This window comes from Lactococcus sp. LG606, assembly GCF_017309645.1.
GTDB lineage: Bacteria > Bacillota > Bacilli > Lactobacillales > Streptococcaceae > Lactococcus > Lactococcus petauri.
The window spans coordinates 1,377,576-1,401,808 of record NZ_CP071301.1; the positions used below are offsets into that span (position 1 = coordinate 1,377,576).

A 24,233-nucleotide genomic window follows, 5' to 3' on the forward strand; every position below is an offset into this window, starting at 1 on the left:
AGATGGCTTTTATTACTGAAAAAAAACTTGAGGGCTGCAAATACAGCTACACATTATCACCAAAAGTTAAGAAATTTACTCTCAAAGACACAACTTTTTCTCAAAATAATATTGGAAACTTTGAATTTAAACGTATACTTGAAGAAGTTCCAAATTCTGGTCAAGGTTTTCTCCTTAAAATTATTATTAATCCTGATTTAACAGGTTTTAAACTATCAGTTACTGATAAATCTGGATTACGTAATGTGAATATCTTTAAAAACGCTAGCGAAATTATCCAAGAAAAATTTTATTTCCAAATGGATACTTTTGTTGATCGTGAAATCTTTATTAAAAATGAAGTCTAAAAAAACTCCCAAATGGGAGCTTTTTTATTTTCTAATCTCAAACCTATTCATCAAAAAAAACCTCACAAAATGTGAGGTTTTTTTAGGAAGTGAGTTCACTTCAATAATTCTTAACGAATTATGCTTTGATTTCAGCTACGATACCTGAACCAACAGTACGTCCACCTTCACGGATAGAGAAAGTAGTTCCTTGTTCGATGGCAACTGGGTGGATAAGTTCAACATCAATGTGAACGTTATCACCAGGCATTACCATTTCAGTACCTTCTGGAAGTTTAACTGAACCAGTAACGTCAGTTGTGTGGAAGTAGAATTGAGGACGGTAGTTGTCGAAGAATGGAGTGTGACGTCCGCCTTCTTCTTTGCTCAATACGTAAACTTCACCTTCGAATTTAGTATGTGGAGTGATTGAACCTGGTTTAGCGATAACTTGACCACGTTCGATTTCGTCACGTTGAACACCACGGAGAAGTACACCAACGTTATCGCCGGCAAGACCTTCGTCAAGTGTTTTACGGAACATTTCGATACCAGTAACGACAGCTTTTTTAGTGTCTTCTTTGATACCAACGATTTCGATTTCGTCGTTGACTTTAACAGTACCACGTTCGATACGACCTGAAGCAACTGTACCACGACCAGTGATTGAGAATACGTCTTCGACTGGAAGCAACAATGGTTTGTCAGTGTCACGTTCTGGAGTTGGAATGTATTCGTCAACGATGTCCATAAGTTCTTCAACTTTAGCAACCCATTGAGGTTCACCGTTCAAAGCACCAAGAGCTGAACCAGCGATTACTGGAGTATCGTCACCTGGGAAGTCGTATTCTGACAAGAGGTCACGTACTTCCATTTCAACAAGTTCCATAAGTTCTTCGTCATCAACGAGGTCAGCTTTGTTAAGGAATACGATAAGGTATTTAACACCAACTTGACGTGAAAGCAAGATGTGTTCACGTGTTTGTGGCATTGGTCCGTCAGTTGCAGCAACTACGAGGATCGCACCGTCCATTTGGGCAGCACCAGTGATCATGTTTTTAACGTAGTCCGCGTGACCTGGAGCGTCGATGTGGGCATAGTGACGTTTATCAGTTTCGTACTCGATGTGAGCAGTGTTGATAGTGATACCACGTTCGCGTTCTTCTGGCGCAGCATCGATAGATGCGAAATCAGTCGCTTTAGAGTAACCTTTGTCAGACAATACTTTAGAGATTGCAGCTGAGAGGGTAGTTTTACCATGGTCAACGTGTCCGATAGTACCAATATTTACGTGCGGTTTGCTACGGTCGTAAACTTCTTTAGCCATTTTAAAATGTCTCCTTTGAGAAAAAATATATTTTTTATAGGTAGCAGTGCTTTACACAAACTACCGTTCCATAACATTATACTGGATTTTCGCTTTAAATGCAAACTTTATTGCTATTTATCTGGCTTTTTTTGACTTTTCGTAGTAAAATATATAAAAAATGATAAGGAGTAATATCGATATGGGATTAACTTTTAGAAAACGTGATGATTTCGATAAAATGATGGATGATTTAGGCGTCTCAACCGGTAATTTAGACACTGATAAAGCAACAGCGAAAACTGAGAAGCAAGAAGATCCATTTGCAAAATTCTTAGAACCAAAAGAGTCTTCAAAATCTGAAACGGACAATTCTGGTAAATAGTGTGACATTTTACTAATTTATTGCTAGAATAGAACTGAGAATAATAAATATTGAGGAAACTATGGCTTACAAAAAGAAACAAAAATCTACTTTTCAAAAAGTGACGATGGTTGTTGTCGTTGCGATGCTGCTACTTATTGTCTTTAGCTCCCTAGCTATGGCTCTGTCTGCATTTTAAAAACTGCTTGAAGCAGTTTTTTATATTATAAAAAGCTTGGATATCCAAGCTTTTTATTTTATTCAAACCCATCAGTTAATACTTGAGGAAATTCATTTTTTACAATGGTAGCACAGCTTGAGCAAAGGGCATGTAAATGTTCATTTTCATCAGTCCCAACGGTCACATCTGTACGGCGGCAACGGTCACATACTTGACCTGGTGCTTGTTCCACAAGAATAGCTACATCATCAAATTTAACAGCTTCTTCTGGTGCTCCTTCATTTGATACAGAGAATTCTGAAACAATGAGAAGTTGAGCAACATTTTCATCAAGACTTACAAGAAGACTTGAAACCACTTCATTAGGATATACAGTAACTTTTGCTTCAAGTGATTTACCGATTAATTTTGCTTCACGTGCTTCTTCAAGCGCTTTAAGTACTTTATTTCGGAAATCAAGGAATGCTTCCCATTCACCGAGTAACTCTTCTGAGCCAGTGAAGTCTTTAACTTCAGGCATTTCAGCAAGATAAGCGAACTCTTCCGTTTCTGCTTCAAGGTATGACCAGATTTCTTCTGCTGTGTGCGGCAGAATCGGAACTAAAAGTTTTGTCAAATCTGCAAGCATTGTATACATCACGGTTTGCATTGAACGACGATCTGCAGCATTGACTGCCTCGATGTATACCACATCCTTAGCAAAATCAAGATAGAAAGCAGACAAATCATTGGTCAAGAAGTTAATCACTTGCTTATAAACACTCATGAAATTGTATGAATCATAAGCTTCACGTACTGATTCTACTAGTGTATTGAATTTGACAAGCATATATTTATCAACACTACGTAAGTTTTCATAAGAAACCGCATTTGTGTTTTTATCAAAATCGGTAGTATTTGCGATTAGGAAACGCATTGTGTTACGGATTTTACGATAAACTTCTGAAACTTGATTAAGGATCTCCATAGAAACACGAACATCGGCTTCAGTATCGACAGAAGCTACCCAGAGACGAAGAATATCTGCCCCTAATTTTCCTGTCACATCTGAAGGTAAAATTGTATTACCAATAGATTTAGACATTTTACGTCCTTTTCCATCAAGAACAAAACCTTGTGACAGAACTGCTTTGTATGGAGAAACACCGTTAACAGCAACTGAAGTTGTGATTGATGAGTTAAACCAACCACGATATTGATCTGAACCTTCAAGATAAAGATCGGCAGGGTAAGATAGGTAATCGCGTTCGTTCAGAACACCATTCCATGATGAACCTGAATCAAACCAGACATCCATTATGTCTTTTTCTTTTGTGAATTTACCGTTTGGAGAACCAGGATGAGTGAAGCCTTCTGGTAACAACTCTTTAGCTTCACGTTCAACCCAAACTTTTGAACCGTGTGCCGCAAAAAGCTGGGCAACATGTTCTGTCGTTTCCGGCGTAATGATTGCCTCTCCATTTTCCGCATAGAAGATTGGCAGTGGAACACCCCAAGCGCGTTGACGCGAAATGACCCAATCTCCACGGTCACGAACCATATTATAAAGACGTGTTTTCCCCCAAGGGATAATCCAATCCACTTGTTCAATTTCACTTAGGATATTTTCACGGAAGTCATCAATCGATGCAAACCATTGTGGTGTTGCACGGAAAATAACGGGTTTCTTCGTACGCCAATCATGTGGATAACTGTGTGTAAAGAAGTCAAGCTTCAGCAAAGCTCCTTTTTCTTCTAACCATTTACTTACAATTTTGTTTCCTTCATCGTAGAAGATACCTTCTAAACCAGGTGCTTCATCCGTATAGTAACCACGGTTGTCCACAGGTGATAGAACTTCAAGTTTATATTTACGGCTAAAGAAGTAGTCATCTTCACCATGACCTGGTGCGCTATGAACGAGTCCAGTACCAGAATCAAGTGTGACATAATCCCCATTCATAATCAATGATTCACGATCATAAAATGGGTGATAAGCCGTCATCATATCCATTTCAGAACCTTTAAGTGTTTGAATTACCGTTGGGTTTTCCCACTCTAAAGTCTCTGCCACCTTGCTAAGCATTTCTGAAGCGACAACAAATTTACGATTTCCTACTTCTACAACTGAATATTCGTAGTCTGGATGTACAAAAATCCCCATATTTGCTGGCAATGTCCAAGGTGTCGTTGTCCAGATAACAAATTCTGCATCTTCTGGTAACAAGCCCTTAACATCTTTTGCTTTGAAAGCCACAAAGATTGATGCCGAACGGACATCTTGGTATTCAATCTCGGCTTCTGCCAATGAACTTTCTGATGAAGGAGACCAGTAAATTGGTTTTTGACCTTTGTAGATATAGCCTTTTTCCGCCATTTTACCGAAGACACGAATTTGTGCAGCCTCATATTCTGGGAGAAGTGTCATATATGGACGTTCCCAATCTGCTAAAACTCCTAAAGACTTAAAGTCTGAACGTTGCATATCTACTTGCTTGAGCGCATATTTGCGACACTCCTCAAGATAGTCTAACATGTCCATTTCTTTACGGTTCATACCCGCTTTTGAAAGTTGTTGTTCGATAGGTAAACCGTGAGTATCCCATCCTGGTACATATGGTGCACGGAAACCAGACATGGATTTATAGCGTACAATAATATCTTTCGAAATTTTATTTAGGGCATGTCCAACGTGGATATTTCCATTTGCATAGGGAGGTCCATCATGCAACATAAACGATGGTTTACCTTCATTCAGTTCTTGACGTGCTTCATAAAGTTTAGCTTCTTCCCAGCCTTTTTGCCAGCCAGCTTCTTTATTTGGCAAGCCTGCTCGCATCGGGAAAGCCGTTTTCCCTAAATTCAATGTATCTTTAATTTTCATAATTTTTACCTTTCTTTTAAACTTTATCTGTTTACCAGTATCTCTAAACTCTCTGTTTCTTGCGTATTATCATTCTAATCCGCTAAAGCGGAAAGAATATTTCTTGGTTCACAACTCGCTTCGCTCCCTGCGTATTATCATTCTAATCCGCTAAAGCGGAAAGAATGTTTCTTGGTTCACAACTCGCTTCGCTCCCTGCGTATTATCATTCTAATCCGCTAAAGCGGAAAGAATGTTTCTTGGTTCACAACTCGCTTCGCTCCCTGCGTATTATCATTCTAATCCGCTAAAGCGGAAAGAATGATAATAAAAAACGGTCTTTCGAAAAAGGACGAAAGACCGTGGTACCACCTTAATTTTTCTCACGAAAAGTGAGAACTCTTACGTACGTAACGTGTACAGCGTCTAAACTTACTTGACTTGGGCTTAGAATAATTTAGGTGATAATCCGAAAAACAGGGAATATGAGACTTCCATCAACTCTCACTTGCTGTAAATATATTTTTCTTTTCTTGTCCTAAAATTAAATTATTTATGTTCAGGTACTTCTACTTCTGGAACTTCTGTTTGCATTTCCGGAAAAACTGGATAAGAAGTTTCTTCATTTTTTTCAGTTTCTGCAACTTTCCCTTCTTCTGAGGGTATTTTTTGAGTTTCCTCTTCAAGAGCAGGAGCCAAAACTTCTTTCACAGTCTGTGGAATTTCAGTTTCTTCAACTTCAACTATTTTTTCAGTTTCTTCCTTAACTGTAGGTTCTACAACAGTGTTTTCTTCAGCCTTAGCGGGTTCATCTTTAGCGACATTTCCTTGTAAAGATGTATCACTCAACTGCATATCCACAATTTCTTGAAGCTTTTCTTCAGGATTTGTAATATGTGAAGATGTTGCTTCTAGAGTATCTTGCCAATCTTCTGAATGAATACTTGCCAACTGAGCCTCAATGATTGAAGTCATACGTTGGTGATAAAGACGCATTTTACGTTTCAAATCATCTGTATCACGAACCAAGCGACGTGCATCATCCGAAGCTTGATTAAGGATTGTTCCTGCTTCTTTTTTAGCGGCTTCAATAATGAGCTGACCTTTTTGACTAGCTTCAGCAATAATGCTGTTTGATTCACTCTGTGCTTGAACACGTAAATTGTCGGCCGCATCTTGTGCAACGACAATAGATTTATTCAAGGAATCTTTCATATCATCGAAATATTTTACGCGTTCACGTAAAGCCTTAAGCTCACGCTCTTGATCTTTAATTTTTTGTGCAAATTCATCGTAATCACGAACAACGATATCTAAAAATTCTTCAATTTCATGTTTGTTGTAACCACGCATTTGTGTATTAAATGTTTTATTTTGAACATCTAAACTATTTAATGCCATAAGTACCTCCAATCTCCCAAGAGACTTTATTTTTTCTTATGATTCTTAGTAATTTCACATTCGATTTTCTGTTTACCTCTTTTGGTTTCACCTAAAATTCTTAGAATCTTAATACGTCCTAGGCCACGAACACTGATTAAATCTCCTTGTTCGACAGTAAAATCTTTCTTTTCAATTTCAAGGTAGTTTAATTTTACCTTTCTTGATTGTAACATATTTACGGCAAGATTGCGAGAAATCTCGAAAGTGCTTGCAATAATTTTGTCAATACGCATACTCGAAACTAAGACTACTTTCATTACTGAGGCAGCTTCTGTTTCTATCAGCTCTTCAAATGGTTTTTCAACAAATTGTACGGTGGCAGAACCAATTTTTTTGATATTATTCTGAAAGATTTCAAGAAGATGTTTGGAAACAAAAACTTGTGCCCTTCCTTCGCTTAAAAGAATATCGCCAAGCTCTGAACGCCGAATTCCCGTTTGACCTAAGAAACTTCCCAAAATTTGGGAATGCTTGAGTTGACAAAATTTCTTAGCGTATAAAATTTCTAACAACGCCAGGTCAAAGTCTGCGACATCTAACTGATAAAATTCAGGCGCAATAATAATCTTAGTAAGTTCGGTCTGGGCAATATCCTGAGTAGAAAAAATCTGAAGTTCCCGCTTATTTGCTAAAGATTCGAGAATTTCAACTTCTCTAGGATTTAGAAAATAAGTAGTAACTACAGAATAATTGTTTTCCACACGATCCATCCAGTCTAAGACGCGATCAATAAATTGCTTTTCATCAGGATGAAAGTGTTGATATATATTTTCATGACTCATAAGAAGCGTAAAAGAAGTTGTTGAATAACTTGTAAAGCAATTACACCAAGCACGATTGTGAAATCTAATCCTGCAAAACGTAATGGAATACCTTCAAATAAGCTCAGATAAGGTCTTGAAATTTTGACAATAAAACGGCCTACAGCTGTATCATAAAGGCTTGGTATCCAACTCATCAGAGCATAAGCTACTAAAACCCAGGTATAAAGACCAATCAGTCGAATTAAAATATATATAATCATAGTTTATTAAATATCGAAGTTCTCAAAGTTTTGCCCTGCCAAGATACTTAATTCTTGGGAAGCATCAACTGTGATATTCGCCGGTGTAAGTAAGAAAATTTGTCCGCCAACATTTTGAACATCACCATCAAGTGTAAATACAACACCAGTCAAGAAGTCAATTGAACGTCGTGCTTGGTTATCTGGCATAAACTTGAAGTTAACCAAAACCGACTCTCCATTTTTAACGATGCGCGCAGATTCCATAATATCAGAATAGGCACGTGGCTCTTTGATGGCAATAACTTGTCCTGCATTTGTTGTGGCTTGATTCATCATAGGTTTTTGAACTTTTTTCTCTGTTGTTTTAGTGTTATTTGTTGTTGAAGAAAAGGATGCTGGGCGTTTAGCAGTTGATTTTGCTTGCGCTTGTCTTTGAGGTTGAACCGGACGATTCATACCTGTGGCTTTCTTTTCTGTGTTTACTGTTGAAGACTTTTGCGGTTGTGGTTGTGACTTTTGTGCCGCTACAACGGGTTCATCATACTCATCGTCGTCCTCTTCGAAAAATTTTTTTAATTTATCAAATTGATCTTTTAAGGCCATACTTCCCTCCGTTTTCAATGCTTAAGATTCTATACAAATTTTATTCAAAAAATGCTGTACCAATTCGAACAAAGGTCGCTCCTTGTTGAATTGCTCTTGTATAATCACGGCTCATTCCCATACTCAATTCAGTACAAGGAATATTAATAATTTCTTTAGCCGCAATTTCGATTTGCAATTGCTTCATCGAAGCGAAAATGTTATCCAACTGCTCATTATCAGCATCAATTGGCGCCATCGTCATCAAGCCCACAATTTCCACATTATCTAACTGTGAAATTTCTGCTAAAGCTTGATCTATGTCTTCTGGCGCAAATCCATGTTTTGTCTCTTCACCTGAGATATTGACTTCGAGGAAACATTTTATCATATGTTCCGCACGTTTTTCAATTTCTTTGGCAAGCTTGACCGAATCTAAAGCATGAAAGTAATCAACTAAATTAATGACATCTTTTACTTTACGGCGTTGCAAATTTCCGATGAGATGCCAAGTAATATCTTTGTTTTCAAGAGCCTTATATTTTTCAAGAAATAAATCTGTACGATTTTCTGCTAAATGATGAATACCTGCTTCAACTACTTGTGATGCTTTTGCAGTATCGACATACTTGGTTACGGCAATCACCTGAACGTCTTGATTTGAATAAGGAGATGTAGCTTTTGCCACATCTACCTTGTTCAAAATATTTTTAACATTTTCTGCTATACTCATTATTTACGGAAAAATGGTGGAGTATCGATATCTTCATCTGTAGATGGGATACCTGAGAAGCTTGTAACATTCGATGAGTTTTCACGGTTTTGATTTCCGTTTTGACGCGGTGAAGCATCGCGACGAAGATCCCAATCACCAAAAGCAGATCCTGATTTTTGTGTAGGAGCTTGTTGGGCTTGTGAAGGCTGTGAAGCTTGTGCTGGTCGTGAAGTTGGCGCTGAGGCTTGTTTCATCGAAGTATGTTGAAAGTTCGGTTGACGACGTGGTTCATCTACAACTGGAGCTGTAGATGTTCCTAAATATTCATCAGTTGCATCTTGTGAAACACCTGTGGCTACAACAGTAACACGAATTTCATCACTGAGTGAGTCATCAATAGATGTACCCAACAAGATGTTCACATCGTTACCTGCAGCTTGAATAACAATTTCTGAAGCATCCTGAGCTTCAATAAGGCTCATATCCATACCACCTGTAACATTAAGGAGGACATTTTCAGCACCTTCAATTGTTGTTTCAAGCAATGGTGAGTAAATCGCTTTACGTGTTGCTTCAATGACACGATCTTCACCAGTTGCAACACCGATACCCATGAGGGCATCTCCTTTGTTCGCCATAACTGTTTTCACATCAGCGAAGTCAAGGTTAATCATACCTGGATTTGTAATCAAGTCAGTAACACCTTGAACACCTTGGCGGAGAACATTATCTGCTTCACGCAATGCCTCTGTCAAAGGAGTTTTCTTATCAACGATTTCAAGCAAGTTGTTGTTTGAGATGATAAGTAATGTGTCTACATTTGCACGAAGATCTTCAATGCCTTCTGTTGCAAAGTAGCTACGTTTTGAGCCTTCAAAACCAAATGGACGAGTTACAACTGCAACTGTCAAAGCACCAATTTCTTTTGCGATTTGAGCGATTACAGGAGCAGCACCTGTTCCTGTTCCACCACCCATACCAGCAGTGATGAAGACCATATCTGCGCCTTCAAAAGATTGGGCAATTGTTTCTGCAGATTCTTCTGCGGCACGGCGACCAACCTCAGGCTGTGCACCTGCACCAAGTCCTCGTGTCAATTTTGGACCAAGTTGAATTACTGTATCTGCTTTTGAACTGCGCAAAGCTTGTACATCTGTATTAGCTACGATAAAGTCAACGCCAGAAACGCCTTCTTCAATCATGCGGTTAACTGCGTTACCACCGCCGCCACCAACACCGATAACTTTAATTACAGCGCCTTGAGCGATTTCTGTATCAAATGAAAATTCCATGTTTTATTTCTCCGTTATTAAGTCGTTTTAGTCAAAAAGGTTTGAGAACATGTTGCGCATACGATCCACAACACCTTCTTTTTCTTCTTCAGGTTCAGCTGCTGGTTGAGCAACTGGACGAGTTGGAGCTTCTGTTTGGTAGAAGTTATTTTCTTCATAATCCATTGTATCTGTTGCCGGAAGAACAGGTTCTTCATATTGCGCAACAGGAGCAACATATGTGCTGTCAGAAGCAATGGCTTGTGATACAAGTCGATCAATGTCTGTGCGTTCACCAACGTAGTTGACAACACTGATTACTTGAGCGAAAGCTGGGTTACGTAAGCCCATTTCGCTTGGTACGAAAAGACGTGCATTCATCCCAATAACTTTTGTTGCAAGATTCACTGTGCCAGGCATTGCCGCAGCTCCGCCAAGGACCACAATTCCACCAGGATAATCTAATGAACGTGTGTTTTCCAAATCTGATTTCACACGGTTAAAAATTTGTGTTAAACGTGCTTCAATAATTTGTGAAAGGTAATATTCTGTGATTTCTTCTGGGTCTGTTTGTCCAACAACGTCAACCGGGAAGTATTCTTCTTGACTGGCGCGCTCAGTACTTGCTTCACCATAATTTAGTTTCAAATCTTCTGCTTCACTCAATGAAGTATTAAGTACAGTAGAAATGTCACGTGTCACATAATCGCCACCTTCTGGGCTTGTATGTGCAAACTTCAGCTGTTGATCACGAACAGCGGAAACTGTTGTTTGGCCTGCACCAAGATCAATCATTACTGTACCAAACTCACGTTCTCCTTCTGAAAGTACATAGTGACTCATAGCCAGCGGAGCAATCACGAGATTATCCACAATCAAGCCAGCACGTTCCACAACTTTACGAATGTTGTGTACTAATGTTTTTGGACCAGTATAAATGATACCACGCATACCTAAACGCACACCAAACATCCCACGAGGGTCAGATATTCCTGTGAAATCATCAACTGTAAACTCAGTTGTCTCTACAGAAATTATTTCACGTTCAGGAACTACACCACGCATCAATGCATTTTGCACCGTTTGCATTACATCATCTTCTGTAATTTCTTTTGAAGTCCCGATAATTGGAACCATGCCTTGGCAGTTTTCCATTTCGAGTTGATTGGCAGGAATACTGACATTAATTTTGTCAATCGTAATCCCCGCACGTTCTTCAGCAGCGTTAACAGCCTTGCGCAAAGCTGTTGCCACCTTTTCAATATCTACAATAATTCCGTTTTTTAGACCGTCAGATTTTGCATTACCGACGCCAATTATATTCATTTCGTCTGAGACGTACTCCGCAACCAACACTTTAATAGTATTTGTACCGATGTCAACGCCCGTATAAAGTCCACTTTTTAGCATAAAAGCGACCCCTTTCCTCACATATCACAATTCATATTTTCAATTTATCGAGTTTACACTCACTCTATATTTTAACACAAAATCACAGTAAAACAAGAGTTCAACTGTGATTTTTTATATTATTTTCTATTTTTTTTAGTAATTGAAAAAATCGCCAAAGTACCAGAACCTGTATGAGTGACAATCGTTGGACTCAGAGGACGGATGTCAACCTTGTCAACATGTTGTTCCAAGAAGAGTTGTTTCACTTCTTGAGCAGTGGCTTCGCTCCCAGAATAGGCCACAATTACATGTGAATAAGCCGGGTCCATCTCTTCAAGTGTCATGTCAACTAAACTTTTTATTGCTTTCTTCTTGCCACGTACTTTAGTCAGTTGTGTCAACTTGCCTTCTGCATCTACGGTAAGGAGAGGTTTGATGTTGGCCATCGTTCCAACCATAGCAACAGCTTTGGGAATACGTCCTCCACGTGCCAGATGATTCAAGTCGTCAACCATGAAAAGACTCTTAAGGCGTAAAATAAGTGTTTCAAAAATAGGCAACGCTTCTGTCAAACTCTTCCCAGATTCTCGTAGATTCACCATTTCTTGGACCAAGAAACCCTCTCCAGAAGCTGCGGCCAATGTATCCACTACCGTAATTTTAGCTTTCGGATATTCTTCTAGAATCATTTCTCGAGCAATAACGGCAGATTGATAAGTACCTGATAAGCCTGATGAAAAGGCCAGATACACAATTTCTTCTTCTGGATTTTGGCTTATAAATTTTTTGAATAACTCGGAAAACTGGCCAGAATTAATTTGTGATGTTTGAACAGTTTTGCCTGCTTTAATTTCTCGGAGAAGGTGTTCATTACTCAGGCTATTTTCGCCAATAGTTGGATAGGTTTGCTCACCAATAGTGACAGTCATTCCTAATACAGCTATGTCGTACTTTTGTAAATAATCTTCACTCAAATCCGCTGTTGAATCAGTAACAATGCGAAAAGTCATCTTTTTCCCCTTACATCTTATTTCTAAAAATTTCGTACATCAAAATACTGGCAGCAACACTTGCATTCAAACTTTGAACATGGCCAACCATCGGAATAGTAATCATCTCGTCCACTTGTTTCTTCAGATTTTGACCAATACCTTTTCCTTCATTTCCAATCACCAAGGCAACTTTACCCGAGGTATTCCATTTAGAATAAGTGGTACCGTCCATGTCGGTTCCAAAAGTCCAAAAACCAGCTTCTTTTAGTTTATCTAACGTTTGAGAAAGATTAGTAACACGTACCACGGGCACATGTTGCAAAGCACCTGTACTTGCTTTTACTGCTGTTGGCGTGATCCCTACCGCGCGGTGTTTTGGAATAATAATCGCATCTACTCCTGTTGCATCTGCTGTTCGGGCAATTGATCCTAAATTGTGAGGATCTGTCAGCTCATCTAAAATTAAAATTGTCGCAGTTTCTTTATCCGAAACTTGTGCTAAAATTGTTGCCAATTCTGCATAAGCAAATTCTGCCACACGGGCAACAAAACCTTGATGAACTCCGTTTTCTGATATTTTATTTAATTCAGTTTTGGGTGTCCAAGAGATGTTTACTTTTTTTTCACGCGCAAGTTCCTTGATTTTCTCAACGTTCTTACCCCGTAATTTTTCCTCGACATAGAGTTTATTGACTACTCCTGCATTGAGTGACTCTGTTACAGCGTGTAAGCCGTATATGATATCCGTATTTTCCATAATATTATTATAGCAAAAAAGATGTCCATATGGGACATCTTCTCTTCTTTTAAGCCAAAGCTCCCATAGGATCCCAAGGTAAGAGGATCTGAGGTTCAGCATTGTAGGCTGCAAGTTCTTCAGGAGTGAGCAAATCTTTGCGTACTACGATTTGGTAGGTATATTCATCCATCCAAGCATCAGAGGCCACAAAATAGCCTTCCTTACCAACATCTTTCCCCCAAGAGTTTTCAACTTTCCATTTCGTAGGTGCTCCATTTTCATCCAAATCTACACCTGTTAAAACCATAGCATGTGTCATTAAAGATTCAGCATAATCTAAGCGTGAGGCTTTGTCCTGTGTAAAGTGAATATCAAGCGCTGTCTCAAAATCATATGCATCAAGAGTCAACAAACCATCCTTACGATTTGAAACTTGTCCAACATCACAACCAAACCAAACTGTTTCACCTGCTTGCATTTGTGCAATGGCGAGTTTTTTGAAACGATCCATGTCAAGATTCAAGTGCTTAACATCACGAGCTCCAACCACATTTCCCAGAAATTCAACTGTGTATGATTTGTTGTAAGGTTTATCTTCTGTTGGTGCATTAATGACTGAAACATAGTCATCAAGTTTGATATCTACATATTGAGCATAAAATTCTTGGGCTGTGCCTGAGAATTTTTCTAATGCGCTTTCTTTGTCACGGAATGCATACTCAAAATGTTGCGGAGGAAGTCCAAGAGTTGCTGCTAAAAAGTTAAAAATTTCTTGTAACAAATCTTCTTTAAGAACTTGTACATCTTCGCCCTTTGCCAGTGCTTCTCTCAATAATTGAGCATCTTGGCGCAACAGTTTGTCTAAATACTGGTTGAGTTCACGCGAATTAGAAGATGCTGCTGATTCAGGATAAATATCCTTAGGAACAACACCGTATTTTTCAAAAAGCGCCACAACCATATCCCATTGTCCACCATCTTGTTGTGGTGTTTGGAGTAAAAATTTCAAGCGACGATCGTCCATATCTACATGGTTAATAATTTGTTCCATAAACCAATTTGACTTTTCGTATTTATCCCAAAAGAAAGTGTAAGCCTGTGACAGTTCAAAGTTTTCTAACTTAAATTGTCCAATCATTTTATGACGGAAAGTATTCAGAGCAGCAAACATCCAACAACGACCTGATTGTTTTTGATTCGTTACTTTATCTTTGGTAAGGTCAATTGAAAACTCTGGAATATTGTTGGCATGTGAGCTACGAACTTCCAAAGCATTCAGGAGCCCATTTTTCGTCGCTGCATTCTCTACAGCACGAAATTTAGGGTTTTCCGCAAAGTTGTCATAAAGTTTTTGTGTGAAATCTTGAGTAATATTCATTTCATTCTTCTCCACTTCCATGTATTGATTTTATTATTATAACTTTTTCTGGTGAAAAAGTCAGCTAATTATCGTTTATTCCATATTGTTCAGAAAATTCATTAATGTTTGCGCAGATTTGCGACCAGCTTCAATAATAAATTCATCAAATTTCACATTTGCATCGTGGCTTGCTGTATCCGACATCGCACGAATAATGACAAACGGTTTTTTCAAGGCTGTTGCTGCTTGGGCAATCGAAGCCCCTTCCATTTCAACGGCCAAAACATCTGGAAAGTGTCTTTTAATTTCAGCAATGCGACCGTCGCTAGAAATAAAGCTGTCAGAGCTTGTAATCAGACCAACAACAGGATTCTCAATCGCTTTTTTAAGCTCCGAAACGAAATATTTACTGCTCTCAAAATAAAGCGGCTGTTGCGCCATTTGCCCAAAAGCATAGCCAAAAGCTGTAACATCAACATCATGATAAGCAAGCTTGTCAGCAACAACAACATCGCCTATTTTTAATTCGTGATTAACCGCACCAGCAGAACCTGTATTAATAATCCCATCAACGGAAAAAACTTCAACCAACAAAGTAACTGCCATTGCAGACATCACTTTACCTATTCCTGATTGGACCAGTACAACCTCATGACGACCTATTGAGCCGGTATGAAAGACATAACCGTGACGTGTAATCTTACTTGCATTGTCAAGATTTTCTACAAGAGTACGGAGCTCTTCTTCCATTGCACAAATAATTCCTAATTTCATTTTTATTCTCCTTTTTCTTTCATTGTGGTAAGTACATTATATAGTATAAAAGTTTAAAATAAAACCCCACATATATGTGAGGTATAGATATCGTTTAGAAATAGTACCAGAAAAACAAAATTCCTATCCCAATTACAACAAGCGAAGTAATAAGGAGCCATTTGTTTACACGACTACTTCGTTTTTTCTGCTTGGCATTTTCAATGCGGCGACTTTTATAAACCGCATTTTTTGATAAATCACGTTCAAGTTTATCGTATTTCTCTGATATTTCTCGATCTTGCTCTAATTCTTCTTTGAGACTTCTCTCTAAACGTCTTCTTTTTCGCTCTGCATCCTCAATGATATCATCTGTCAAAAGTGGTTTAGGCATCTAAATCTCCTTGTTTTTTCAGATTTTTCAGCTCCCAGTACCAAACAGCCATGATTGTCTTAGCATCACAAATTTGCCCTTCTTCAATCATTGTCTTAGCTTCCGGGAGCGTCACTTCAATCATTTCAAGAAATTCTCCTTCGTCTTTCGGACGAGGGTTTTCAACCTTCGTGAGTCCAATAGGGAAATAAAGATATGTTTTTTCAGAAGAAAAACCAGGTGTACCATAAAAGCTCGTAATTTCGACAAGTTGTTCTGCTGTGTAGCCCGTCTCTTCTTCTAACTCACGTAAAGCGGCGGCTTTCGGGTCATCCAACTCATCGGCTTCTAGTTTCCCCGCAGGCACTTCATAAATAAATTTTTCAAAAGCTTTACGATATTGTCCTACCAATACAAGCTTATCTCCACTTATTGGTGCAACAGCAACACCACCATTATGAAAAACTAGCTCTCTTGTTGCCATTGTTTCATCTGGTAAACTTACTAAGTCTTTTACCACTCGAAAAATTTGTCCGTGAAAAATTTGCTCACGAGACAAAGTGGGTTCTTCAAACTTTTTCTCGTCAAATTCTCGCATGTTTATCTCCGTTATCTTTATTTTCTTATATTTTACTCACCACGAAAATGCGGCAAGCGACGTGCAGCACCTGACTTTTCAACTTGACGTGAACGTCCAATTGCGATACTTTCTGGTGCAACGTCCTTAGTAATAGTTGAGCCGGCAGCAGTCAAGGCGTTTTTACCCACACGAAGTGGTGCTACTAATGTTGAGTTAGAACCAATAAAGGCAAAATCATCAATTTCCGTATTGTATTTATTTTGACCATCATAATTTACAGTGATTGTTCCAGCACCGAAGTTCACTTTTTCACCAACTGTTGCATTACCAATGTAAGTAAGGTGACCGGCTTTTGTTCCTTTACCGAGTGTTGAGCCCTTGATTTCAACAAAGTTACCCACATGAACTTTTTCGCTGAGAACCGTTCCTGGGCGTAAGTGAGCATATGGTCCAACATTACTCATAATGTTCATTTTACTGCTTTCAATCCATGACGAACGGATTTCACAATGAGAATGAATTTCTGAATTCTCAATGCGGCTTCCACTTGTAATCAAGGTTTTCTTACCAATAACGGTATTACCCATAATTTGTACATTTGGTTCAATGACCGTTTCTTCACCGATTTCGATATCTGCATCAATATAAGTTGTTTCTGGATCAATAAGTGTCACACCATTGACCATATGTTGATGGTTGATGCGACGACGCATGATTTTTTCTGCTTGGGCTAAAGCAACACGATCGTTTACACCAAGACTTTCATCAAAGTCTTCTAAAATATGGGCCGTAACAGTTTTTCCTTGCTTTTTGAAAATTTCGATAACATCTGTCAAGTAGTATTCCCCTTGTGCGTTATCCGTTGTAAGATTTTCAAGCGCTGAGAACAAAGCCTTGTTATCAAAGATATAAGTACCTGTATTGATTTCTTGGATAGCTTGTTCTTCTGCAGAAGCATCTTTTTGCTCCACAATTTTTTCCACACAATCCTCAGCATCGCGGATGATACGTCCATAGCCTGTAGGATTTGGTGCAATAGCTGTTAAAATAGTTGCGGTAGCTTTTTGCGCCACATGATACTCAAATAATTGTTCTAAAGTTTCGCCTGTAATTAAAGGTGTATCTCCCGCAATAACCAAAGTTGCACCTTCTTCATTTTCAAGTAAATCTGAGGCAATGCGAACCGCATGGCCAGTTCCTAATTGCTCATCTTGTTTCACAAAGTTTGTTCCTTTAGGAAGAGTTTCAATAACTTTATCTGCTTCATGCCCAACAATCACGATAAGTTTTTCCATATCCACTTGATTCACACTTTGTAAAACGTGACCTAGCATTGTTTTGCCTGCCACATTGTGAAGAACTTTTGGTAGAGACGATTTCATGCGCGTGCCTTTTCCAGCCGCGAGTATAATTGCATATTTTTCCATTTTATATGGCCTCCAAAACTTGTTAAATTTCTAATAGAATATACATCGATTATATCACATTCTAAGAGTATTTCTAATTATTGTCTTTGTTTCTATAAATATGCTAAAATATATGCTAAAATGAAGGAAGTTCTACTATAAAGAAAATGGAGATAAAATGAAAACAATTGGTTTTATAGGTGTCGGTAAGATGGCATCTGCTATCATTACTGGACTTGATAAGTCAAATGTCCGCGTGCTTATTTCGGGACGTGATTTGAGAAAGACACAGGAACAAGCTGATAAATTGGGTGTGTTTGCTAGTCACTCACATGGTGAGCTCGTTGAACAATCTGATCTTATCGTTATGGCTGTCAAACCTCAAATTTTGCCTGACATCATGGAAGAGATTTCCCCTCTGTTTACGAAAGATAAAACCCTTATTTCTATCGCAGCCGGTTTCGATTTAGAAGCCTTATCAGACATGTCTAAAACATATGACTTTCCCATCATTCGCGTAATGCCAAACATTAACGCACAAATTCAAAAATCGACTTCTGCGATTGTACGTAATGAGTATGTAAGTTCTGATATCTATCAGTTGACTCAAGAAATCTTCTCTTCCATCGGTACTGTTCATGAAGTTGCTGAAAAAGATTTTTCTACTTTCACAGCGATTGCTGGTTCTAGTCCTGCATATATCTATATGTTTGTTGATGCTTTGAGCCGAGCTGGTGTTCTTCATGGTATTCCTAAAGATCAAGCTACCAAAATCGTTGCAGAAACCGTTGCAGCTTCTGCTCAAATGATTTTGGAATCAGGTGAAGGTCCTTGGACTTTGGTCGATAAAGTTTCAAGTCCTGGCGGGACCACTGTTGCCGGTGTTGTTTCTTTAGAACAAAATCATTTTGTAGCCACAGTAATTGATGCAATCACTGCAACGATTGAAAAAGAAAATACCTTAAACTAAAACCGCTTTTGTTACCCAATAAGCTTGTAAAAAGTCTAAAAATAGTGTAAGATAAGTAGGTAGTTTTTTACAACTCATTCTTGGTTTTGCGCTTTGCCTGCGCTCTACTCGGTATGAGCACTAAATAAAAAGGAGAAAAACTCATGGCAATTTCAAAAGAAAAAAAACAAGAAATCATCAAGCAATATGCACGTACTGAAGGCGATACTGGTTCACCTGAAGTTCAAATCGCTGTTTTGACTTGGGAAATCAACCACCTTAACGACCACATCAAATCACACAAAAAAGACCACGCAACTTACCGTGGATTGATGAAAAAAATCGGTCACCGTCGTAACCTTCTTGCTTACCTTCGTGAAAAAGATGTTCAACGTTACCGCGAACTTATCGCTTCACTCGGTCTTCGTCGTTAAGACTCAGAAAAACTGTCTTTGGGCAGTTTTTTTCTTTTACTATATCAAAAAAACTTCCAGATATCTGGAAGTTTTTTATATTAAGACGATTGTTCCGTTGTATTATTCGTGTTTCCATTGTTTGATGAAGAATCTTTTTCTTGGTCGGAAGAGTCTTTACCTTGTTCTGGTGAAGTCTCTGGTGTTGTTTCTGGAGTCGTCTCTGGTGTTGTTTCCGGAGTTGTTTCAGTTGTGGTTTCTGGCGTTTGATTGCCACCAGTATTACTATTGTTAGCTTTAGCCACTGTCAATGTAATTTTTGTATTTGAAGGATTAAATTCTTTTCCTGATTCAGGGCTGGTCTGTGTTACATAATAACCATCGAGGTTAGAACTTGAAACCTTGCTAGCCGTGCTAGCATCAACAAAAGTTATATTGGATGTAGGAACACCAAGACTTTCAAGCTGATTGAGGTAACTGATTGCTGATGTTGAGCTTAATCCACCTGAAGTAAGAGCAAGCGCAGGCATAATTACTGTCTCGCCTTCGGATACATCAAATGTAATTTGATCGTTACCTGTCGGATCGAAAAACTCTCCTTTAGCTGGCGTTTGTTTCACAATAGTGCCAGAATCTTCGGAGCTTGTCACGTAGTTAACCTTAATTTGGCTCTTACTGATATTTTTATTCAAAACAAGCTCGTCAACAACGTCTTCATATTTTTGACCTACATAGTCGTCCATCTTGAAGCCGGTTGCACCTTGCGAGACATAGATATCTACTTTGCTATTTTTTCGGACATTTGATCCAGATTCAGGATTTGTACGTGTTACTTTATCTTTTTCAACCGTCGTACTTAATTCGGGAATAATATTTCCTACAGTAAGATTTTTCTCTTTCAGTTTACTTTCTGCTTCTGCCTGTGTCATGTTTGTTACATCAGGAACAGAAACATTTTGAGGCGTTGTAATCATCCAAGCTGTGACGCCGCCTGCAATAAGTACAAGGGCAAGGATAATCCAAGCAATTAAGCCTTTGCGTGATTTTTTCTTTTTTGGCTCAGAATCTGTTTTTGCCTTATCTTCAGAAGCTTTATCTTTAGCTTCATCCTTTTGCTCAGCTTGCGGATTATCAATTAATGGCTTCGTATCATAAGGATTAATTAACTTACTAGGCAAAGCTTTAGTTGCATCTAAATCCTTATCAAAGGTAAGCTTTGGTTCTCCTTTACGATCCAAACTGGTAGCCGTAGCGAGATCTGTCATCATCTCCTCAACATTCGCATAGCGATTGTCGATATCTTTAGCTGTTGCTTTGATTACGACATTTTCTAACGCTTGAGGTACATTTTTGTTGATGTTGATAATGCTGGGTACATTTTCCTGAAAATGTTTCAAGGCAATGGCTACTGCAGAATCGCCATCAAACGGGATCTGCCCTGTCAACAACTCAAACAAGATAATACCAATAGCATAAATATCTGACTGAAGCGTTGCATTGGCACCACGCGCTTGTTCTGGCGATAAGTAGTGAACACTACCAAACATCGTGTTCGTTTGTGTTAAACTCGTTTCTGTTAAGGCTTTGGCAATACCGAAGTCCGTCACTTTCACGTTACCACTTTGTGAGAGTAACACGTTTTGCGGTTTCAGATCCCGGTGAATAATGCCGTGGTTATGTGCACATTCCATAGCCGAAAGTATTTCTGAAGTAATATTCACTGCCTCATCATTTGATAAAGGGGCGTGTTCATTGATGTATTGCTTTAAAGTCATACCATCAACATATTCCATTACGATATATTGTTGATTTTCAGACTCTCCTACATCAGAAATACTAACGATATTGGGGTGAGAAAGTTCTGCCATTGCAAATGCTTCTCTTTGAAAACGAGCAATGGCAATATTGTCATTTTCAAAATTAGAACGCAAAACTTTAATAGCGACTTGCCGATTATCAAGATATGTATCTTCGCCTTGATAAACATTGGCCATACCACCACGACCAACTTCTTTAATGATTTTATAGCGATCTGCAAAGATTTTTCCGATTTGAATCATCAGTCAACCTCCACATCTTCATTCACCACTGCAGACTCTTCGTCAATTTTCACCAAGATTACTGTGATATTGTCATGACCACCTGCTTCATTTGCAAGACCTACAAGTATTTCCGTTTTCTCTTCAATACTAGCTTCAGAATAAACAACTTCTAAAATTTCCTCTGCAGAAATCATATTGGTCAAACCATCAGAGTTCATTAACAGATAGTCCCCTGGCTGAACATCAACAGCTTGTAAATCAGCTTGTACTTCGGCTGACTGGCCAAGAGAACGTGTAATGATATTTTTGTTAGGGTGTATTTCAGCTTCCTCTTCAGTAATTTGACCTGCATCAACAAGTTCTTGAACTAAAGAATGATCTGTTGTAATTTTTTGCAATTGTCCATCACGAATGAGATAGGTACGACTGTCACCAACGTGAGCCGAAATGACTTGTCCTTCTTGCATCACTAAAGCTTCAAGAGTTGTTCCCATCCCTTGATATTCATCTAGTTTACCTAAATCTGCAATATTTTCACTTTCATTACGGATTTGATTGCGAAGCCATGTTTCCATTGTCGCAACAGGTGTGCCATCATCAAAAAATGATTCGGACCACAATTTCCCCAAATCCTCTACGGTTAATTTACTAGCGACATTGCCTGCTTTGTGACCACCCATACCATCTGCTAAAAGAAAAAGACGATAACCTGCGCGGTTAACATAAGTGCCTGCAAAGTCTTGGTTGGCAGTACGTTTCATACCAATGTCTGATAAAATACTATATTCCACTTTTGCTCCTTATAAAAGAATTAAAGTTTTCTGAATTTCGCAATAAAGAAACCATCTGTATGGTACATTTCCGGTGTAATGAAAATACAACCGTCTGTGACAATATCTTCTTTTTCGTGCGAAATTTCAACCTGTTCAAATTCTGGATGAGCCTCAAGGAACTTATTGACTACCTCAAAGTTTTCTTCATCAAAAATTGTGCAGGTACTGTAAACCATTATACCATTTTTCTTCAGCTTTTTCGAAGCACTGTCCAATATTCTTAGTTGGATTTCCTGTAAATTAAGAAAATCAGAGCTTTCTTTACGATAGCGAATATCAGGTTTGCGACGAATTAAACCAATACCCGAACACGGTGCATCAACCAAGATGCGGTCAAAGTCCTCATCATCTGCAAAACGTTCTTCTAATTGTGTTGCATCGGCTTTGACTGTCGTAATTTTTTCCCACACGCCTTGACGTTCCGCATTGTCTTCAATGAGCTTTAGCTTGTGATCGTATAAATCACAGGCTGTAACATGTCCTGTATCAAGATATTGAGCGATATGTGTTGTTTTACCTCCTGGGGCAGCACAGGCATCAAGAACCCGCTCGCTTCCCGTTAAATCAAGTTGTGGGGCTACCAACTGACTTGTCTCATCCTGAATGGTCATTTTTCCTTCAATAAATGCTTGGCTATGAGCAAAATTACCATGGTCTGCCACACGGCCAACCGGCGAGAGTTCTGAAGGAACTGTGTCAGGAATAGTAACTTGAGGATCAATTATTCTGAGACTGGCTTTACTTGGTTTTTCTAAGCTCTCTAAAATCATTCCTGTACGTTTCCCACCAAACTGACGTACCATTTTATCCAAAAGAAGTTTCGGCATAGAATATTTGATTTCCCAAGTTTTTGGTTCTTCATTTCGGCGTTCTGACCGCATAAAATTACGTAAAACAGCATTAATAAAGTTTCCTGCTTGCTGTCCATCCTTACGTTTAGCTATCTTAACAGCCTCATCAACCGCAGCTGAAGTTGGCACTTTATCCATAAAAAGGATTTGATATATAGTCATTATCAAAAGCATCTTGGCCCAAGGTTTCGGTTGTTTTTTAAAGAAAGGCTCTAGATACCACTCCAAAAGTTTTTCCTTGGACACTACACCATAGACCAAAGCCGTTACAAAATTACGATCTAAGTCCGAAAGTTGTACCTCACGTAACGTTCTATCTAAGGCGATATTCGCATACGCATCATTCCCAAAAATATCGTTAAGCACATCGAGTGCGACTTGTCTTGCATTACTTGCCAAATTGATCACCTATATTTACTTTCTGTCCTAAACCATTGAGGAAACTAACAATATCCATTTTGGGCTTTCCAGCCGGCTGTACTTCTAAAAGTTCTAAGGCACCAGAACCTGTTGCCACTACGAGCGATTTTTTTGTTTTGTCAATGATTTCGCCAGGCTGTCCGTGTTTGTCTGTGTCAATGGGACGACTATTGTAGATTTTGAAACGCCCTTCATTCCATGTGGTATGTGCCACAGGGAAAGGATTCATACCGCGAATCTGATTAAAGATTTGACGATTATTTTTTGTCCAGTCTATTTTTTCTTCTTCAGGACTAATGTTTGGCGAAAAAGTAGCTTGCGTTTCATCCTGTGCTTCTGGCTTGATTTCTCCTGCAACATAGAGAGGGAGTGTTTCAAGAAGAAGGTCACGACCGACAACAGCTAATTTTTCAAACATTGTACCTACATTATCTTCTTCTAAAATCGGAGTAGAAGCTTTTGCAACCATATCGCCTGCATCCATTTTTCTAACCATCTCCATAATGGTCACGCCTGCTTCTTTTTCGCCATTCATAATTGCATAATGAATAGGTGCTCCGCCACGGTATTTAGGCAATAAAGACGCGTGAACATTTACCGCAAAAGCCATTGCATCAAGCAATTTCCCCGGCAAAAATTGTCCGAAGGCTGCCGTTACAATACCTGCACCTTGAGCGCCAAAGGCTAACAATTCTTCCATTTCAGGTGAACCAGATAATTTCTCTGGTTGTAAAATTTTCAAGTTAGCTTTCAATGCTAACTCTTTTACAGGTGTTTGTCGAAGTTCTTGCTTACGTCCCACCTTACGATCTGGTTGCGTCACCACAGCTAAAATATCATAACGTTGGCTATCAATTAATCCTTGCAAAACCGTTTGAGAAAACTGAGGTGTCCCCATAAATATGATTTTCGTTTTTGTCATAGTATTATTTTAACACGTTGTCTAAACCTTTTTCTTAATATTTCAAGTTCATGATAATTTCCTTGAACAGGTTACTCGTGCTCTTTATCCTCCTCTTTTATTTTTCATAAAAAATTTTTTCTTATCCTATAAAAAATGTGTGCCCTTTATTATAACATTTTCTTACTCCCTA

Annotated in this window: 25 protein-coding genes; 5 read left to right on the forward strand and 20 right to left on the reverse strand. The window is 38.7% G+C overall.

The features are described from left to right. The first annotated feature begins 2 nt into the window (after positions 1–2). A complete protein-coding gene (locus J0J35_RS06860; RefSeq protein ID WP_017370574.1) occupies positions 3–347 on the forward strand; it encodes a DUF1831 domain-containing protein in 345 nt (114 codons plus the stop codon). A gap of 118 nt (positions 348–465) precedes the next feature. Here J0J35_RS06860 and tuf read toward each other — a convergent pair whose 3' ends face one another. Continuing rightward, positions 466–1,653 (reverse strand): elongation factor Tu, encoded by a 1,188-nt coding sequence (gene tuf / locus J0J35_RS06865; RefSeq protein WP_003133474.1) that lies wholly within the window; start codon positions 1,651–1,653, stop codon positions 466–468. A gap of 181 nt (positions 1,654–1,834) precedes the next feature. Between tuf and J0J35_RS06870 the strand changes: the two genes are divergently transcribed. Next, entirely contained in the window at positions 1,835–2,017 is a 183-nt protein-coding gene (locus J0J35_RS06870) for an SPJ_0845 family protein (RefSeq protein WP_017370573.1), read from the forward strand. A 61-nt stretch (positions 2,018–2,078) separates the two neighbouring features. Beyond that, positions 2,079–2,195: a DUF4044 domain-containing protein gene (locus J0J35_RS06875; protein WP_004259413.1), complete on the forward strand. Its 117-nt coding sequence runs from the start codon at positions 2,079–2,081 to the stop codon at positions 2,193–2,195. A gap of 58 nt (positions 2,196–2,253) precedes the next feature. Here the strand turns inward: J0J35_RS06875 and ileS are convergent, their stop codons facing one another. From ileS to glmU, 15 genes are all read right to left on the reverse strand, one after another. Next, the gene (ileS, locus tag J0J35_RS06880; RefSeq protein WP_206916287.1) at positions 2,254–5,040 is read right to left on the reverse strand and encodes an isoleucine--tRNA ligase; all 2,787 of its coding nucleotides are present in this window, start codon (positions 5,038–5,040) and stop codon (positions 2,254–2,256) included. Positions 5,041–5,568: 528 nt separating this feature from the next. Continuing rightward, entirely contained in the window at positions 5,569–6,420 is an 852-nt protein-coding gene (locus tag J0J35_RS06885; protein ID WP_117516899.1) for a DivIVA domain-containing protein, read from the reverse strand. A 26-nt stretch (positions 6,421–6,446) separates the two neighbouring features. Next, a complete protein-coding gene (locus J0J35_RS06890) occupies positions 6,447–7,244 on the reverse strand; it encodes an RNA-binding protein (RefSeq protein WP_206916289.1) in 798 nt (265 codons plus the stop codon). Continuing rightward, the gene (locus J0J35_RS06895; RefSeq protein WP_003133468.1) at positions 7,241–7,486 is read right to left on the reverse strand and encodes a YggT family protein; all 246 of its coding nucleotides are present in this window, start codon (positions 7,484–7,486) and stop codon (positions 7,241–7,243) included. The genes J0J35_RS06890 and J0J35_RS06895 overlap by 4 nt, the downstream gene beginning before the upstream one ends. A 6-nt stretch (positions 7,487–7,492) precedes the next feature. Next, positions 7,493–8,071, reverse strand: coding sequence for a cell division protein SepF (locus J0J35_RS06900; protein WP_206916292.1), 579 nt, complete (start codon positions 8,069–8,071; stop codon positions 7,493–7,495). Between the two features lie 40 nt (positions 8,072–8,111). Then, complete coding sequence (locus tag J0J35_RS06905) at positions 8,112–8,783, reverse strand: YggS family pyridoxal phosphate-dependent enzyme (RefSeq protein ID WP_206916296.1); 672 nt, start codon at positions 8,781–8,783, stop codon at positions 8,112–8,114. Next, complete coding sequence (ftsZ, locus tag J0J35_RS06910; RefSeq protein ID WP_017370567.1) at positions 8,783–10,057, reverse strand: cell division protein FtsZ; 1,275 nt, start codon at positions 10,055–10,057, stop codon at positions 8,783–8,785. Before ftsZ ends, J0J35_RS06905 begins: the two co-directional genes overlap by 1 nt. A gap of 27 nt (positions 10,058–10,084) precedes the next feature. After that, positions 10,085–11,446: a cell division protein FtsA gene (gene ftsA, locus J0J35_RS06915; RefSeq protein WP_017370566.1), complete on the reverse strand. Its 1,362-nt coding sequence runs from the start codon at positions 11,444–11,446 to the stop codon at positions 10,085–10,087. 119 nt (positions 11,447–11,565) lie between these two features. Further along, a complete protein-coding gene (locus J0J35_RS06920; protein ID WP_017370565.1) occupies positions 11,566–12,438 on the reverse strand; it encodes a DegV family protein in 873 nt (290 codons plus the stop codon). A gap of 10 nt (positions 12,439–12,448) precedes the next feature. Continuing rightward, positions 12,449–13,177 carry a 23S rRNA (guanosine(2251)-2'-O)-methyltransferase RlmB gene (rlmB, locus tag J0J35_RS06925; RefSeq protein ID WP_017370564.1) on the reverse strand — a complete coding sequence of 243 codons (729 nt, stop codon included), beginning with the start codon at positions 13,175–13,177 and terminating at the stop codon, positions 12,449–12,451. 49 nt (positions 13,178–13,226) lie between these two features. Beyond that, a complete protein-coding gene (gene pepC, locus J0J35_RS06930; protein WP_206916305.1) occupies positions 13,227–14,537 on the reverse strand; it encodes an aminopeptidase C in 1,311 nt (436 codons plus the stop codon). A gap of 75 nt (positions 14,538–14,612) precedes the next feature. Continuing rightward, positions 14,613–15,293 carry a 5'-methylthioadenosine/adenosylhomocysteine nucleosidase gene (locus tag J0J35_RS06935; RefSeq protein ID WP_206916307.1) on the reverse strand — a complete coding sequence of 227 codons (681 nt, stop codon included), beginning with the start codon at positions 15,291–15,293 and terminating at the stop codon, positions 14,613–14,615. Positions 15,294–15,387: 94 nt separating this feature from the next. Further along, positions 15,388–15,666, reverse strand: coding sequence for a cell wall synthase accessory phosphoprotein MacP (gene macP / locus J0J35_RS06940; RefSeq protein WP_003133453.1), 279 nt, complete (start codon positions 15,664–15,666; stop codon positions 15,388–15,390). Beyond that, positions 15,659–16,243, reverse strand: coding sequence for an NUDIX hydrolase (locus tag J0J35_RS06945; RefSeq protein WP_017370561.1), 585 nt, complete (start codon positions 16,241–16,243; stop codon positions 15,659–15,661). The genes macP and J0J35_RS06945 overlap by 8 nt, the downstream gene beginning before the upstream one ends. Positions 16,244–16,275: 32 nt before the next feature. After that, the gene (glmU, locus tag J0J35_RS06950; RefSeq protein WP_206916309.1) at positions 16,276–17,652 is read right to left on the reverse strand and encodes a bifunctional UDP-N-acetylglucosamine diphosphorylase/glucosamine-1-phosphate N-acetyltransferase GlmU; all 1,377 of its coding nucleotides are present in this window, start codon (positions 17,650–17,652) and stop codon (positions 16,276–16,278) included. Positions 17,653–17,809: 157 nt separating this feature from the next. Between glmU and proC the strand changes: the two genes are divergently transcribed. Both proC and rpsO read left to right on the forward strand, forming a co-directional pair. Continuing rightward, a complete protein-coding gene (gene proC / locus J0J35_RS06955; RefSeq protein ID WP_017370559.1) occupies positions 17,810–18,601 on the forward strand; it encodes a pyrroline-5-carboxylate reductase in 792 nt (263 codons plus the stop codon). Between the two features lie 143 nt (positions 18,602–18,744). Beyond that, positions 18,745–19,014, forward strand: a complete 270-nt coding sequence (rpsO, locus tag J0J35_RS06960) for a 30S ribosomal protein S15 (protein ID WP_017369110.1) — start codon at positions 18,745–18,747, stop codon at positions 19,012–19,014. 80 nt (positions 19,015–19,094) lie between these two features. Here rpsO and pknB read toward each other — a convergent pair whose 3' ends face one another. Genes pknB through fmt form a run of 4 tightly spaced genes read right to left on the reverse strand, consistent with a single transcriptional unit; the run spans position 19,095 to position 24,061 of the window. Continuing rightward, a complete protein-coding gene (gene pknB, locus J0J35_RS06965; protein WP_206916311.1) occupies positions 19,095–21,053 on the reverse strand; it encodes a Stk1 family PASTA domain-containing Ser/Thr kinase in 1,959 nt (652 codons plus the stop codon). Further along, positions 21,053–21,826 (reverse strand): Stp1/IreP family PP2C-type Ser/Thr phosphatase, encoded by a 774-nt coding sequence (locus tag J0J35_RS06970; protein WP_017370557.1) that lies wholly within the window; start codon positions 21,824–21,826, stop codon positions 21,053–21,055. Before J0J35_RS06970 ends, pknB begins: the two co-directional genes overlap by 1 nt. 20 nt (positions 21,827–21,846) lie before the next feature. Beyond that, on the reverse strand, positions 21,847–23,118 hold the full coding sequence (rsmB, locus tag J0J35_RS06975) for a 16S rRNA (cytosine(967)-C(5))-methyltransferase RsmB (RefSeq protein ID WP_017370556.1): 1,272 nt from the start codon (positions 23,116–23,118) through the stop codon (positions 21,847–21,849). Continuing rightward, complete coding sequence (gene fmt / locus J0J35_RS06980) at positions 23,108–24,061, reverse strand: methionyl-tRNA formyltransferase (protein ID WP_017370555.1); 954 nt, start codon at positions 24,059–24,061, stop codon at positions 23,108–23,110. The genes rsmB and fmt overlap by 11 nt, the downstream gene beginning before the upstream one ends. Positions 24,062–24,233 lie beyond the last annotated feature (172 nt).

What these genes read in the sequence shown, in the direction of transcription:
- J0J35_RS06900 (WP_206916292.1), bottom strand. Translation starts at nt 8,071, where the DNA reads ATGGCCTTAAAAGATCAATTTGATAAATTAAAAAAATTTTTCGAAGAG.
- ftsA (WP_017370566.1), bottom strand. Translation starts at nt 11,446, where the DNA reads ATGCTAAAAAGTGGACTTTATACGGGCGTTGACATCGGTACAAATACT.
- ftsZ (WP_017370567.1), bottom strand. Translation starts at nt 10,057, where the DNA reads ATGGAATTTTCATTTGATACAGAAATCGCTCAAGGCGCTGTAATTAAA.
- rpsO (WP_017369110.1), top strand. Translation starts at nt 18,745, where the DNA reads ATGGCAATTTCAAAAGAAAAAAAACAAGAAATCATCAAGCAATATGCA.
- J0J35_RS06890 (WP_206916289.1), bottom strand. Translation starts at nt 7,244, where the DNA reads ATGAGTCATGAAAATATATATCAACACTTTCATCCTGATGAAAAGCAA.
- J0J35_RS06870 (WP_017370573.1), top strand. Translation starts at nt 1,835, where the DNA reads ATGGGATTAACTTTTAGAAAACGTGATGATTTCGATAAAATGATGGAT.
- J0J35_RS06895 (WP_003133468.1), bottom strand. Translation starts at nt 7,486, where the DNA reads ATGATTATATATATTTTAATTCGACTGATTGGTCTTTATACCTGGGTT.
- tuf (WP_003133474.1), bottom strand. Translation starts at nt 1,653, where the DNA reads ATGGCTAAAGAAGTTTACGACCGTAGCAAACCGCACGTAAATATTGGT.
- rlmB (WP_017370564.1), bottom strand. Translation starts at nt 13,177, where the DNA reads ATGGAAAATACGGATATCATATACGGCTTACACGCTGTAACAGAGTCA.
- J0J35_RS06860 (WP_017370574.1), top strand. Translation starts at nt 3, where the DNA reads ATGGCTTTTATTACTGAAAAAAAACTTGAGGGCTGCAAATACAGCTAC.
- J0J35_RS06875 (WP_004259413.1), top strand. Translation starts at nt 2,079, where the DNA reads ATGGCTTACAAAAAGAAACAAAAATCTACTTTTCAAAAAGTGACGATG.
- J0J35_RS06935 (WP_206916307.1), bottom strand. Translation starts at nt 15,293, where the DNA reads ATGAAATTAGGAATTATTTGTGCAATGGAAGAAGAGCTCCGTACTCTT.
- proC (WP_017370559.1), top strand. Translation starts at nt 17,810, where the DNA reads ATGAAAACAATTGGTTTTATAGGTGTCGGTAAGATGGCATCTGCTATC.
- fmt (WP_017370555.1), bottom strand. Translation starts at nt 24,061, where the DNA reads ATGACAAAAACGAAAATCATATTTATGGGGACACCTCAGTTTTCTCAA.
- J0J35_RS06905 (WP_206916296.1), bottom strand. Translation starts at nt 8,783, where the DNA reads ATGAGTATAGCAGAAAATGTTAAAAATATTTTGAACAAGGTAGATGTG.
- pknB (WP_206916311.1), bottom strand. Translation starts at nt 21,053, where the DNA reads ATGATTCAAATCGGAAAAATCTTTGCAGATCGCTATAAAATCATTAAA.
- J0J35_RS06945 (WP_017370561.1), bottom strand. Translation starts at nt 16,243, where the DNA reads ATGCGAGAATTTGACGAGAAAAAGTTTGAAGAACCCACTTTGTCTCGT.
- pepC (WP_206916305.1), bottom strand. Translation starts at nt 14,537, where the DNA reads ATGAATATTACTCAAGATTTCACACAAAAACTTTATGACAACTTTGCG.
- ileS (WP_206916287.1), bottom strand. Translation starts at nt 5,040, where the DNA reads ATGAAAATTAAAGATACATTGAATTTAGGGAAAACGGCTTTCCCGATG.
- J0J35_RS06885 (WP_117516899.1), bottom strand. Translation starts at nt 6,420, where the DNA reads ATGGCATTAAATAGTTTAGATGTTCAAAATAAAACATTTAATACACAA.
- glmU (WP_206916309.1), bottom strand. Translation starts at nt 17,652, where the DNA reads ATGGAAAAATATGCAATTATACTCGCGGCTGGAAAAGGCACGCGCATG.
- macP (WP_003133453.1), bottom strand. Translation starts at nt 15,666, where the DNA reads ATGCCTAAACCACTTTTGACAGATGATATCATTGAGGATGCAGAGCGA.
- J0J35_RS06920 (WP_017370565.1), bottom strand. Translation starts at nt 12,438, where the DNA reads ATGACTTTTCGCATTGTTACTGATTCAACAGCGGATTTGAGTGAAGAT.